This window comes from Sulfurimonas sp. C5, from assembly GCF_029872055.1.
Lineage (GTDB): Bacteria > Campylobacterota > Campylobacteria > Campylobacterales > Sulfurimonadaceae > Sulfurimonas.
Window position 1 is genome coordinate 561,508 of the sequence record NZ_JARXNQ010000001.1, and the last position, 13,524, is coordinate 575,031.

At 35.4% G+C, this 13,524-nt stretch carries 15 protein-coding genes; 8 read left to right on the forward strand and 7 right to left on the reverse strand.

The genetic code is table 11. From position 1 onward, the window contains the following. The 3 genes from acsA to P6N22_RS02755 all read right to left on the reverse strand — a co-directional run bounded on the left by acsA (window position 1) and on the right by P6N22_RS02755 (window position 3,300). Window positions 1–1,752, reverse strand: coding sequence for an acetate--CoA ligase (gene acsA, locus P6N22_RS02745; RefSeq protein WP_280329942.1), 1,752 nt, complete (start codon window positions 1,750–1,752; stop codon window positions 1–3). A 161-nt stretch (window positions 1,753–1,913) separates the two neighbouring features. Continuing rightward, the gene (locus P6N22_RS02750) at window positions 1,914–2,999 is read right to left on the reverse strand and encodes a methyl-accepting chemotaxis protein (protein WP_280329944.1); all 1,086 of its coding nucleotides are present in this window, start codon (window positions 2,997–2,999) and stop codon (window positions 1,914–1,916) included. Between the two features lie 115 nt (window positions 3,000–3,114). Further along, window positions 3,115–3,300 carry a hypothetical protein gene (locus tag P6N22_RS02755; RefSeq protein WP_280329946.1) on the reverse strand — a complete coding sequence of 62 codons (186 nt, stop codon included), beginning with the start codon at window positions 3,298–3,300 and terminating at the stop codon, window positions 3,115–3,117. Between the two features lie 54 nt (window positions 3,301–3,354). Between P6N22_RS02755 and flgA the strand changes: the two genes are divergently transcribed. From flgA to cysE, 7 genes are all read left to right on the forward strand, one after another. Beyond that, window positions 3,355–4,272: a flagellar basal body P-ring formation chaperone FlgA gene (flgA, locus tag P6N22_RS02760; protein WP_280329947.1), complete on the forward strand. Its 918-nt coding sequence runs from the start codon at window positions 3,355–3,357 to the stop codon at window positions 4,270–4,272. Further along, window positions 4,269–4,787 (forward strand): UbiX family flavin prenyltransferase, encoded by a 519-nt coding sequence (locus P6N22_RS02765; RefSeq protein WP_280329948.1) that lies wholly within the window; start codon window positions 4,269–4,271, stop codon window positions 4,785–4,787. Before flgA ends, P6N22_RS02765 begins: the two co-directional genes overlap by 4 nt. Window positions 4,788–4,790: 3 nt before the next feature. Next, complete coding sequence (gene coaD, locus P6N22_RS02770) at window positions 4,791–5,282, forward strand: pantetheine-phosphate adenylyltransferase (RefSeq protein WP_280329950.1); 492 nt, start codon at window positions 4,791–4,793, stop codon at window positions 5,280–5,282. Beyond that, window positions 5,267–5,842: a dTMP kinase gene (tmk, locus tag P6N22_RS02775; protein WP_280329953.1), complete on the forward strand. Its 576-nt coding sequence runs from the start codon at window positions 5,267–5,269 to the stop codon at window positions 5,840–5,842. The genes coaD and tmk overlap by 16 nt, the downstream gene beginning before the upstream one ends. A 76-nt stretch (window positions 5,843–5,918) precedes the next feature. Then, window positions 5,919–7,133: a histidine--tRNA ligase gene (hisS, locus tag P6N22_RS02780; RefSeq protein WP_280329955.1), complete on the forward strand. Its 1,215-nt coding sequence runs from the start codon at window positions 5,919–5,921 to the stop codon at window positions 7,131–7,133. A gap of 2 nt (window positions 7,134–7,135) precedes the next feature. After that, the gene (speA, locus tag P6N22_RS02785) at window positions 7,136–8,965 is read left to right on the forward strand and encodes a biosynthetic arginine decarboxylase (RefSeq protein ID WP_280329957.1); all 1,830 of its coding nucleotides are present in this window, start codon (window positions 7,136–7,138) and stop codon (window positions 8,963–8,965) included. An 8-nt stretch (window positions 8,966–8,973) separates the two neighbouring features. Next, the gene (gene cysE / locus P6N22_RS02790; RefSeq protein ID WP_280329959.1) at window positions 8,974–9,675 is read left to right on the forward strand and encodes a serine O-acetyltransferase; all 702 of its coding nucleotides are present in this window, start codon (window positions 8,974–8,976) and stop codon (window positions 9,673–9,675) included. A gap of 16 nt (window positions 9,676–9,691) precedes the next feature. On the opposite strand, the gene P6N22_RS02795 is transcribed toward cysE, so the two are convergent. Further along, window positions 9,692–10,207 (reverse strand): ferritin-like domain-containing protein, encoded by a 516-nt coding sequence (locus P6N22_RS02795; protein ID WP_280329961.1) that lies wholly within the window; start codon window positions 10,205–10,207, stop codon window positions 9,692–9,694. A gap of 169 nt (window positions 10,208–10,376) precedes the next feature. On the opposite strand from P6N22_RS02795, the gene P6N22_RS02800 reads away from it, so the two are divergent. Then, on the forward strand, window positions 10,377–11,546 hold the full coding sequence (locus P6N22_RS02800; RefSeq protein ID WP_280329963.1) for a pyridoxal phosphate-dependent aminotransferase: 1,170 nt from the start codon (window positions 10,377–10,379) through the stop codon (window positions 11,544–11,546). A 50-nt stretch (window positions 11,547–11,596) separates the two neighbouring features. Here the strand turns inward: P6N22_RS02800 and P6N22_RS02805 are convergent, their stop codons facing one another. Genes P6N22_RS02805 through P6N22_RS02815 form a run of 3 tightly spaced genes read right to left on the reverse strand, consistent with a single transcriptional unit; the run spans window position 11,597 to window position 13,494 of the window. After that, window positions 11,597–11,992 carry a DUF2391 family protein gene (locus P6N22_RS02805; protein ID WP_280329965.1) on the reverse strand — a complete coding sequence of 132 codons (396 nt, stop codon included), beginning with the start codon at window positions 11,990–11,992 and terminating at the stop codon, window positions 11,597–11,599. A gap of 2 nt (window positions 11,993–11,994) precedes the next feature. Beyond that, window positions 11,995–13,290, reverse strand: coding sequence for an APC family permease (locus P6N22_RS02810; RefSeq protein WP_280329967.1), 1,296 nt, complete (start codon window positions 13,288–13,290; stop codon window positions 11,995–11,997). Beyond that, on the reverse strand, window positions 13,291–13,494 hold the full coding sequence (locus P6N22_RS02815) for a hypothetical protein (protein WP_280329969.1): 204 nt from the start codon (window positions 13,492–13,494) through the stop codon (window positions 13,291–13,293). Window positions 13,495–13,524: the final 30 nt, after the last annotated feature.

The following is a 13,524-nucleotide window of genomic DNA, read 5'->3' on the forward strand; positions in this document are numbered from 1 at the left end:
TTATGACTCCAACGTAGAGATGTCACCCTCAGGTAATCCCATCTCTCTGGCTTTTAACAAGCGTCTCATAATTTTACCACTTCTGGTTTTTGGCAGATTCTCTTGGAACTCTATCTCTTTTGGAGCGACTGCAGCTCCCAATTTTTTACGCCCAAAACCTATAAGTTCGCGTTGTAAATCCTCACTCGGCTCGAAACCTGGTTTGAGAGATACAAATGCTTTTACAAGCTGCCCTATCATCTCATCGGGCTTACCTATAACTCCGGCTTCTGCCACAGCTTCATGTTCCATCAATGCACTCTCAACTTCAAAAGGTCCTACCATATGTCCAGATGTTTTTATAATATCATCGGCACGCCCGACAAACCAAAAATATCCATCTTCATCTTTGTACGCCAAATCCCCGGAGATATACCAACCTTCTTTAAAACATTTATCGTACTTTTCTTGATTATGTAGATACATTCTAAACATTGAAGGCCATCCTGCTTTTAAAGCTAAGTCCCCTTCAACATTAGGCTCCGTAACCTCTGTAACACTCCCGTCATCATTTTGACGTAAAATCGTTGCAGTTATCCCAGGCAGCGGTCTTCCCATAGAACCGGGACGGATAGTCTGAGATGCATAGTTAGAAATCATAATGCCGCCGGTTTCACTCTGCCACCAGTTATCGTGTATAGGTAGATTTAGTTTCTCATTTCCCCATACAACCGCCTCAGGATTTAAAGGCTCACCGACACTTAAAATCAAACGCAGCTGAGATAAGTCATATTCTTTTAAAGGCTCGTTATCTATCCGCATCAATCTTCTAATTGCCGTAGGTGCCGTATACCAGATACTTACCTTTTCATCTTGAAGTATTTTATACCATCTTGAAGCATCAAATTCCGCTTCATCCACTATATTTGTGATCCCGTGTACCCAAGGAGTGATAATTCCGTAAGAGGTTCCTGTAACCCAGCCAGGGTCTGCCGTACACCAGTAGATGTCGTCTTCATGCATATCAAGTGCATATTTACCGCTTAAATAGTGGGTATATACTGCTTTATGGACATGAACTACACCCTTTGGCATTCCTGTAGTACCGCTTGTAAAGTGCAGTACAGACATATCTTCTTCATCTGTATCGGCAATTACAAATTTCTCAGGTGCGCTCTCCATCAGTTTGCGATAAGACAATACACTCTCATTCTCATGCTCGTCACTGTCAAAAAGGATTATATATTTCAGGTCTGGAAGTTTGTCTATAATTGGGGTGAGTTTCTTTTTGTAGAGTTTTTGTGTCGTTAAAATTACTTTTGCATCTCCGCTGCTTAAACGCTGCAATATCGGTTCTGGACCAAACTGGGAAAAGAGCGGGCACATAACGTTTTGATTTTTCAGTATCCCCATGGCGGATATATAGAGCTCGCTTTTACGTGTTGAGAGTGTAAATACCCTCTCCCCTTTTACAATGCCTAAATCTTTTAAAACATTTGCAAACTTTGCACTAGACTTTTTTATATCTAAAAAGGAAAAAGTTTTACGTTCACCCTCTTCAGATAGCCATATAAGTGCCGTTTTATCTCTGTTTTTCCCTTGGGCATGCCTGTCTATAGCTTCATGAGCTATATTCAAACCGCCACCGGGTAAATGTTCAAATTCTTTTGAGACACTGTCCCAATCAAATTGTTCATACTCTTTATCATAATCAAGAAGATTAGGCTTGACCGACAAGGAACTCAGCTTTTTTTCAATCCATGTACTATCCATCTCCGATCCTTTATGAAAAGTATCTCTAAATAACACTTTTATGTATCATAGCACATAATAAAAAAAAATTGAAATTGTTTATTTTTAAGAATTGAGAGTAAAAATTATTGTGAATAGATTAATTATAAAATGCGGGCTTTTTCTAAAATACCCGCAATCATTTACTGATGTGTGCTTACGAATGTTTTATACAGTTCTTCAAATCCTGTTTCACTAGAATGTTCAACAGATTTCATTTTTTCTATAGCTTTATCAAACTCTTGTTCTTTCCATAAATCTATAGCTTCTTTAATAGACTTATGAACGTTTGCATGATGTGAAGCTACATTGTTAATCACGTTCTGAGAATTTTTAATTTGTTCTTTATTCTCGTCAAACCATTTACCAAAAACACAACTATGTTCATCACCGATTGTTGGATTGTCCCCATTGATAAATGCGTTATATCCTAAAAGTTTTAAAAGAATGTGGTCAAGTTTACCGTTTCCAATACCGATTTCATTTGTAATATTAGACGTAATTTGAGTAATTCTTTGAGAATTGCTGATAACAAATTCCAATTCAGTAAAGAACTCTGTTAAAGTCTCCGTCATTTGATTTGTATTGTTTCTAAAAAGTTCTGAAATATCTTGAATATCTGATGTGTTTTGCTTTAATTGACTAATGCTTATTTCTACTTCTTGTGTAGCTTTTTGTGTACGTTCGGCAAGTTTTCTTACTTCATCCGCAACAACGGCAAAACCACGACCATGTTCACCTGCACGAGCAGCTTCAATGGCAGCATTAAGTGCCAGAAGATTAGTTTGATCTGAAATATCTTTAATAAGGTTAATTATTTCACCGATTGAAGTTACGCTATTGTTAAGCGATATAGCACCGTTATCCAAATTAACTGCTTCTTGGGCAATTTGCTCAATCGATGAGTTAATCATAGTGCCTTCTTTTTGAACAGTCTCTATTCTATGGCTTGTCTTTCCGTTAAGATCTCCTGCAACATCAAGAGAATCTACAGTGGATTGTAAAATGTTTCTTACAAAACCAACACCGCTTTTATATGATAATAAAAGCATTTGAATAATCTCGTCTCTAGAAGAAGCTTCTTTGGAAACAACCTGTGTTGTAATTTCTCCTTCTTTTTGTGCAATGATATTTTTTAACTCTTCAACTTCAGCTTGTAATCTTTTATTTTCGTTTGTTAATTGTTCGATTTTCTTCTTTTCAGTATCACATTTATTAAAAAGTCCCACTCTGTATTCTCCAGTATATTAGTTTATTTTTGTGTATCTTATATGAAGTAAGATTAATTTCATCTTTAGTATTAAAGAGTCTATAAACGGCTTCAGCTAGAAACTCTGTACTTTATTATTCAGAAATTATATTGTCAAAATAAAACGCTATATCTATAAATATAGCAGCTAATACAGAGATTATAATAAACTCTTGCATATTCAGATCAATTAACGATAAATTTTGCAGTGCACCTAAAAATAGAAGCATCACAATAAAAAAAGCAAAAAACAGAGCAACTACACCAAAAAACTTTCTCATAACTTCCCCTTTGTTTCCCATATATTATCACAATCATTTATAAAAAATGCTAGAATGATAAAAAACTTTACTAGGATTATTTTACTTAAACTTATTATGTACGTTAAAACTATTTTACTTTTACTATTATTTACCATTCAAGTGTGGGCAGTTGAACTGCAGAGAAACTATTTTGTGCATGGTGATACGATCAGACTTTCTACTGTCATTCCAAATATCCCTTCAAAAAAAGATATACTACTTTTTACCCTTTCGGAAAAAGAACATATTTTCAGAATTAAAGCATCAGACCTCATAAAAATATTACAGAACAATGGATTTAAAGAATATACTTCCCCTTATTCTTACATCCAGTTCAATAAAATCAGTCCTATCGACACCTCAAAAATAGAAAGTTTTATCAAAGATCATTACCGTTCAAAGTATCAAAACATAGAGATAAAAAAAATTACCGTTTTTCCCCGCTACTATATGGATGCAATGCCCAAGCACTATACAATCAAGATCAGATCTCGTGAACATCTTTCCGACGAAGGTATCGTCAGCATAACAACGGATGAGAATAAAAAAATATTTTTTAATTATGAGATTAAAGCATCAATACAAGTTTATCTCCTCAAAAACTCTTTAGAGCGAAATGGGGAGCTGTCTGTAACAAATACTCTAAAACATAGTATAATTCTAGATAAATTCAGGGCTATGCCGGTTCAAACGATCGAAAACGGTACGTTAGAACTTAAACATACAATGAAAAAAGGGGAACTCCTAACTCTACGTGATGTTGAGTCCCTCGCTTTGATCAGACGAAATTCCTCTGTGAATGTCACCTTGCAAAATGATTCAATTGTGATCTCATTTAGTGCACGGGCGCTTCAAGACGGCAGGAAAGGTGATATTATCTTTGTAGAAAACGAAAAAGGGAAAAAGATCAAAGTAGTAGTAGTAGGAAAAAATAAGGCAAAAGTGAAATGAAAATAGTAGTTGCTACAAGCGGGGCAAGCGGAGTAAATCTCGGATTAAAAACTCTGGAGTTACTACCCGATAATATTGAAAAACATTTTATTATGAGTGAAAACTCAAAAACCGTACTGCAAAAAGAACAAAACATCACTTACCACGACAATTCAGACATCTCTGCCAGTGTCGCTTCAGGCTCTTTTGGAGTTGATGCTATGATTATAGCACCCTGCAGTATGAATACCTTAGCAAAAATAGCATGTGGCATCAGCGACAACCTCATTACAAGGTGTGCAGCAGTAATGATCAAGGAACAGAAAAAATTGATCTTAGCACCTAGAGAGATCCCTTTTTCGGCTATCGCTTTAGAGAATATGCATAAACTTGCAAGCTTAGGGATCATAATTGCACCCCCTGTAATGGCTTATTACTCTGAACAACAAACCTTAGAAGATATGGAAAACTTTGTGATCGGAAAATGGTTCGATCTGCTTGGTATTGAAAATAATTTATATAAAAGATGGGAATAATATATGAATACAATTGCACTCTATCCTGGAACATTTGATCCAATTACAAACGGACATTATGACATTATAGAACGGGCAAAAAAGATGTTTGATCAAGTTGTTGTTGCCGTTGCGGCCTCTGTCGATAAAAAGCCTATGTTTACTCTAGATGAAAGAATTGAGATGGCCAAAGTAGCAACTCAGCACTTAGACGGCGTACGTGTTGTCGGATTTGACAACTTGACAATTGAACTGGCAAAAGCACACAATGCCAAGGTACTTATTCGTGGTCTAAGAGCGGTAAGTGACTTCGAGTACGAACTGCAATTAGGGTATTTAAACAACTCTCTTGATGATACGATTGAGACGGTTTATTTAATGCCAAAACTCAAACACGCTTTTGTGAGCTCTTCAATTGTACGAAACCTTTTAAAGTTTAACGGAAAGACAGATCACTTGCTGCCTCCCGAGGTACAAAAAATTATAGGGAGTATGAATTCATGTACATTGCAATAGAGGGGATCGATACTGCCGGGAAAAGTACACAGATCTCAGCGCTTTCAGCTGCATACCCAGATGCAATCATCACAAAAGAACCGGGTGCTACAGAACTCGGGTGTGAAATCAGAGAGCTTGTACTTTCAGCTCGTGCAAAGAGCAAAAAAGCAGAATTTCTACTCTTCTTAGCAGATCGCGCAGAGCATGTTAAAGAGGTAATTGAACCCAATATTGCAACAAAAATGATTATTTCCGATCGCAGTGCCATCAGTGGTGTCGCATATGCACTTATCCATGGTGAAATAGCAGAAGAAGAACTTGTTCACCTTAATAATTTTGCAACTAATAATACTTATCCAAAAAAGGTTTTTCTACTGCAACTTACAAAAGAGGAACTAGAATTCAGACTTTCTCAAAAAGAACTAGACGGCATCGAACTGCGTGGAAGCGAGTACCTTTTAAACATACAAGATGCGATCATAAAAGCTGCAGAACTTTTACAAATAGAACTTATTATAATTGATGCCACACAGAGTATAGAGACTATAACAGCGCAAATACTAACTAATATCAAATAGCTTAAAACATATTCTAAAGATAAAAATGGTATCCTTACATACTTTATTTTATAACATATATTAAGCAAGGCAAAAAATGATTAAATCTCTTCGTGGAATGAATGATATTCTAAATGATGACGAGTATAAAAGATATACATATTTTCTTAAAACTGCAACGACAGTAGCTACTCGTTACGGATTTCATTTTATAGAAACACCTATTCTGGAAGAAACAGCACTTTTTAAACGCTCTGTAGGTGAGTCAAGTGATATTGTCGGTAAAGAGATGTATCAGTTTACAGACAAAGGTGAAAATGATGTTTGTATGCGTCCGGAAGGAACGGCAGGTGTTGTTCGTGCGTTTATCCAAAATAAACTTGATCGTGCTGGCGGGGTACACAGATATTTTTACCATGGACCAATGTTCCGTTACGAAAGACCGCAAAAAGGTCGTTTAAGACAATTTCACCAATTTGGTTGTGAAAGTTTCGGAGTTGATTCTGTTTATGAAGATGCTACAATAATCATGATGATTAGCGATATTTTAAAAGCTCTTGGTATTGGATACAGACTGCAACTAAACTCTTTAGGCGATCAAAACTGTATGCCTGAGTACCGTAAAAACCTAGTAGGCTTTATCGAAAGTGTTGAAGATGAGATCTGTGAAGACTGTGTAAGAAGAAAATCAACAAATCCTATCCGTGTGCTTGATTGTAAAAATGACAAGTGTCAATCACTTTACGTAAAAGCTCCAAAACTTGTTGATTGTCTCTGTGACAACTGTGAAGACGACTTTAAACAACTAAAAGAGATCTTGGATAGAAGCGGAATCGAATACGAAATTGATACAAACCTTGTTCGCGGACTTGATTACTATTCTAAAACTGCTTTTGAATTTGTTAGTGATAACATCGGCTCTCAGAGTGCGATCGCCGGCGGTGGAAGATATGACAGACTTGTAGAGTTTTTAGACGGTCGCCCTACTCCTGCTGTTGGTTTTGCTATGGGGATTGAAAGACTTTTAGAACTTATCGAGATGCCTGAAGAGAAACGCAGCGGTTATTACATTGGTGCTATGGATGAGCAAGCTGTAAATCTTGTAGTGGAGATCACACATAAAAAACGTTCTACTAAACAAGTAACTTGTGAATATAAGCCTAAAAACCTTAAAAACCACCTCAAAGGTGCAGATAAAGTAAATGCAAGATTTTGCTGTGTAATCGGTACAAATGAAATGGAAAATAAAACTATATGGGTGAAAGATTTAGAAACTAAAACGGAAGAGATCATTAAACTAGAGGACTTCTAAAATTGAAAAATTTCGGTATTGACATTTGGTCAAATAAAAACTTTATCATTGAAAACGGTGAGATCAAACTCAACTACAAGTCTATGCCTTCACTTTACGAAATCATTAATGATATTCGTGCAAAAAATGTGAAAGGACCAACACTCCTTAGGTTTCCACACCTTATTAAAAAGCAGATCTTGACCCTTTATAACTATTTTGAAAAGGCTATTAACGAGAATAACTATGAAGGGAAATTTCAAGCTGTTTTTCCACTCAAAGTAAACCAGTTCCCAGCTGCCGTTGATGCTATTACTATTCAAGGAAAAGAATATAACTACGGTTTAGAAGCAGGTAGTAAGGCTGAGCTAATTTTAGCAATGGCAAAAACACCTAAAGAAGCGAATATTACAGTTAACGGTTTTAAAGACGAAGAGATGATTACTCTTGGATTTATGGCTGCACAAAGCGGACATAAGATCACTATTACGATTGAGGGACTTAACGAGCTTGAGACCATCATTGCTGTTGCAAAGAAATCGACACTTAAAGTTCCAAATATCGGTATTCGTGTAAGACTTCACAGTGCAGGCAGCGGTATCTGGGCTAAAAGTGGTGGAATGGATGCAAAATTTGGTTTAACTTCAACAGAAATTCTAGAAGCTGTGAAACTTTTAAAAGAAGCAGATTTGCTAGAAAGTCTAAGTATGATTCACTTCCATATCGGTTCACAAATGTCAGATATTGCACCGCTTAAAAAAGCACTCCGCGAAGCGGGTCATATCTATGCAGAGTTAAAAATGATGGGGGCTGATGCATTAAAAAACATCAATATCGGCGGTGGACTCGCAGTTGAATATGAACAACATGAAACATCTAATGCAAGAAACTACTCAATTGATGAGTTTTCAAGTTCTGTTGTTTTCCTCCTCGGTGAAATTATGAATTCTAAAGGTGTTGAACATCCTGATATTTTCACAGAATCTGGACGTTTTATCGTCGCTTCACATGCAGTTTTAATCACACCTGTACTTGAACTATTTTCACAGGACTATCAAGAAAAATCTTTAGACTTTAAAGAATTAAATCCACCTTTAGTTGAAGAGTTACGTGAGCTGAACCGTCTTTTAACAAATGCAAATTGTATCGAATACCTGCATGATGCCTTAGATCATATGGAGTCATTATTTACACTTTTTGATCTTGGTTATATTGATTTACAAGATCGTTCTAATGCCGAAATTTTAGTACACAACATTATCAAAAAAGCTCTTTATCTAAAGTCTTCAAATCCAACGAATGAATTAGAGCAACTCCAAAGTAAACTACAGGAAAGATACTTAATCAATGCATCTATTTTCCAGTCTCTTCCTGATTACTGGGGTCTTGGTCAACATTTTCCAGTGATGCCTATTCATCATTTAAATACTACACCATTACGTGCCGCTTCATTATGGGACATTACATGTGATAGTGACGGTGAAATAGAATTTAACCCGGATAGACCATTATATCTTCATGATATCAATATTGATGAAGATGATTACTTCTTGGCATTTTTTAATGTTGGAGCTTATCAAGAAACACTAGGAATGCAACATAACCTTTTTACACGTCCTAATGAGTACACTGTTACAATTGATGACAACAGTTACGAGATCATAAATGAAGTGGAATCAAAAAATATTCTTGATATATTAAACGATATTGGATACGATAAGGAAAAAATTTTAATTAAACTTAAAAGTGATCTAGAAAACAGTACTTTTATCACAGAACAAGAAAAATTTGATACACTGTCAAAACTAGAGACTTATCTCAATCAAAATGGTTATTTAAGAACTACAAACTAAGGTATTTTATGGGTATTTTTGCACTAATTAAAGAAGACTTTTCCAATGCTTACAAAAACGATCCGGCATTAAGTTCAAGAGTTGAGTTTTTATTTAATTATCCTGGTGTTTGGGCTATTGCTTGGTATAGAGTAGCACATAAACTCTATATGTCTAATTTTAAACGTACTGCCAGACTTTTAATGGGACTTGCACAAATTCTTACAAATATAGATATCCACCCCGGTGCACAAATAGGACGTCGTGTTTTTATCGACCATGGAACAGGTGTCGTAATCGGACAAACAACTGTAATTGAAGACGACGTTCTAATCTATCAAGGGGTAACTTTAGGAGGAGTGTCTCTCACTCAAGGAAAACGTCACCCGACAATCAGAAGCGGTGTAGTTATCGGTGCTGGTGCAAAAGTTTTAGGAAATATTGAAATAGGACGTGATGCAAAAATCGGTGCAAACTCAGTTGTTGTAAAAGAGGTACCTTCATGTTCTACTGCCATCGGTATCCCTGCACATGTAATTGAAAAAGGAAGATGTAAAGATCCATTTATGCACAACATGCTTCCAGATATCAATAAAGAGATGTTTGAGTATCTTTTAAAAAGAGTTGCTATTTTAGAGCATATCTTAGTTAAGGACAATCAAGAAGTCCTTGATCAAGACTTACAACTTGAACATATTTACGAATCTTTTATCAAGTCTATGAAAAGTTAACGACCTTAGTCATTAACTATTTCATATTTGACTTTATACTTTCAACAAAGTCTGCGATATCATCATGTAATGCCTGAAGGTCCTCTTCATGCTCTACTTCATCTGCCAAAATTTCATTCACCATATTATAAGTGATAATATCTTTATCTTTGACGAGTTCTGCAATACTTGAATATGTCGATATTGCACATTGTTCCCCTTTAATAGAATCATTTAAAATAGATACTACATCAAAATCCTTTGGTACTTCATAACCACAGTTTGTATGTGTATACCACTCTTTTGGATCAAGAATCGGTGTACCGCCTAACTGTATAATCCTGTCTGCTACCATATTTGCATGTCGCAGTTCATCGGTTGCATGTTGCGTTAATTCTGCAATTGCCGCATCTTTCATGATCCCTTTAACAACTTTTGCTTCTATAAAATATTGATAATAAGCAAGCCACTCATCAGCATATGCCTTATTAAGCAGTCTCACAATTTCATTTATCTCAACACCTTTAATAATGGAGTTTCCACGTACAGCCATCTTATCTCCTTTATATCTATAGTTGCTTTTGTTAAACTATATAGCATATCTCCTTAAGGGAAAATAATTATTCTTTGCCAATTTTTTACTCAAAAAAAGTAAAAAAAAAGACTCACGATTAAGCATAAAATATGTATAATTGCTGATTATTTTCACCTAAAGGGTTATAATGCTGACAAATCGCATAAACACATTATCTGAATCTATAACTATAGCTATTTCAACATTAGCTCAAGAACTGAAAGCTGAAGGAAAAGACATTTTAAGCTTTTCAGCTGGTGAGCCTGATTTTGATACACCTCAAGTTATTAAAGATGCTGCTATCAAAGCTATAAACGATGGTTTTACAAAATATACAGCTGTTGACGGTATTCCTGCACTTAAAAATGCTGTGATCCAAAAACTTCAAAAAGATAATGGGTTAACTTACGCTCCAAACCAAGTAATTGTAAACAATGGTGCAAAACATTCATTATTTAACCTTTTTGCTGCGACAATTCAACAAGGTGATGAAGTTATTATCCCTGCTCCGTACTGGGTAACTTATCCGGAACTTGTTAAGTACTGCGGTGGTACTGTTGTTGAAATTGAAACTCAAGATGAAACAGGATTTAAAATCACTCCTGAACAATTAAAGAATGCGATTACTGACAAAACAAAAATGTTAGTACTCACTTCACCTTCAAATCCGACAGGTGCTGTATATTCTAAAGCTGAACTTGAAGCACTTGCTGAAGTTTTAAAAGGAACCAACGTTATCGTAGCATCTGATGAGATGTATGAAAAACTGGTATACGACGGTGAATTTACTTCAACTGCAAGCATTAGCGAAGATATGTATAAACGTACAGTTACAATTAACGGATTATCTAAATCTGTTGCAATGACTGGATGGCGTTTTGGATATATGGCTGCTGCAGATACAGAACTTATAAAAGCGACTAAGAAATTACAATCTCAAAGTACATCTAATATCTGTTCTATTACTCAAATGGCAGCTATTACAGGACTTGACGGTTCTGCTGATGCTGATATTGAAATGATGAGAAAAGAGTTTGCTGCTCGTCGTGATGAAGCGGTAAAGCTTTTCAATGAAGTAGATGGTTTAAGCGTACTTAAACCTGACGGTGCATTCTATCTGTTTGTAAATATTAAAGAAGTAAGTAATGATTCTATGGCATTTGCTAAAGAACTTTTAGCAAAGAAAAATGTAGCTGTAGTTCCTGGTGTTGGTTTTGGTAGCGAGGGTTATTTCAGATTCTCATTTGCTACTGATATCGATTCAATTAGAAAAGGTATTGCACGTATTGCCGAATACGTTGCAGAATTAAAAGCGTAATTTTTCATCTCTTAGGTTGTCTGTTTATCTCTAAACAGACTTTCCTAGGATTATTCCTTATCAAATCCATCAACTACAATAGCCCCCATTGATGCAGGCATAGTGATTAGAATCAATCGTTTGATAGCTATTAGAGGCTCATCAATAAATGGAAACTTATTCAAAGCCAATAACACTAAAGCAACCACTAAAGCTGCTATAAAATAAGCAATGACAATTCGACTCACAAAAATAGTGTAGCGCTTTGATATCATCCCCTGAAAAACACTATAGTAAGCATAAATACCCAAAAATGTTATTGATAAAGTAAAAACAATTAACAGGTTGAAAAGTGGTAGTGTCTCTCCCATTCTCCAAGCCTCTTCAGAAAAAGAGATAGGAACTGCAAGAGCAAATGCTCCAATAGCAATTTGACTAATATCTTCAGAATTAATACTAAGATTCATGCCTACTTCCCTTTCTCGAATTTAGAAAACAAAAATGCCGAAATACTCAAAATGACATATATTGATAATATAAAATATATCTGATGTATATCTGTGGTATATTCATAATAAAATATCAATAGAGTCCCAAAAAACAAACTTACTAATGCAACTAAAATGATAATAGCATTTGCCTGTGTTTTATCCTTTATTTTAAAGTTTGCATATGCCATTAAGATAGATACCAATAAAAAAGTGATACTTCCAAACTCTAAAATAACTTCTAAATTACCGACTAAAATCAATAAAAATGCCAAAGAAGCCATAGTGATGATTGCATAAACAGGGATAGAGTTTTTTCTTTTTGATAAAAATGATGGAAAATAACCGTCACTGGAAATCACGGCAATCTGTCTTGAAGCGCCAAAAAGAGTTCCGCTGATAGCACTGCTCGTTGCGAGTACAGCACCCAGAATCACTACTTCCGAGCCAATATGTCCTAAAATATTATCTGCCCCTGCGGCCAATGCATATTCTTGATTTGCAATGATATCTTTAAAAGGGATTGCAAAAATAGCACCCACAGATATCACTACATAGATTAAGACCGCAAGCAGTATTGCACTGTATATTGCTCTTGGTATATTTATTTGCGGTTTTTCCATCTCATTGACAGCATTTATAACAAGTTCAAACCCTTCATATGCAACGAAAGTAATAGATGAGACTATTAATATTGCAAAAAGTGTTGTATTTTTAGAATCTTCAAGCAATGTTGGCAAAGAAATACTAGAGTGATTTATGAGTGTAAAAGAGATAACCACTAATATGACTAACTTTGTATACACCATAATATCTTCAGCCTTCCCCATTCCTTTGACACTCCATATATTTATCAAAGAAAACAGAAGTATTACTAACATAGCTATTGCTTTTCTAATGATTTCATTATTACCAAATTCAAAGCCACTTATTGCATACGATGAAAATGTATATGCATATAAAGAGAGTGTTGATATATAACCAAAGACTACCCACCAACCTATCAAAGATGCTACAAAGGGTGAAGAGGAAAAAGTTTTTTTCAAAAAAGAGTATGCAGCACCTTCATCTTTGTAATAAAGACCAAGTTTAACATATGAATATGCAGAAAATAAGGCGAAAACACCCCCTATTATAATTGCAATAGGCGTATAAACACCAATCATCGAAACAGATATACCAAGTATTGTGAAGATTCCACCTCCAACCATACCGCCCAGAGCTATGGCGATAAGTTCAAGAAGGGAAAGTTCTTTGCCTCTAACTCTGTGTATCAATTATTTGAGAGCTTTTAAAGCTTCTATAACTTCATCTATATTTTCTAGTGGAAGATGTACTTTCCATTCCGGATTATCAGGGTTACCGTCAAGAGAAATACCTATGCTAGCAACTGTAGCACTCCCAGGACCATAAGGTTCATTGATTTTTGTAACAGAAATTACACCTTTATTTGTTCCGCTTAGAGTAATTGTTGTAGACATTCTATGCCTCCTATAAAGAGTTATAGAATT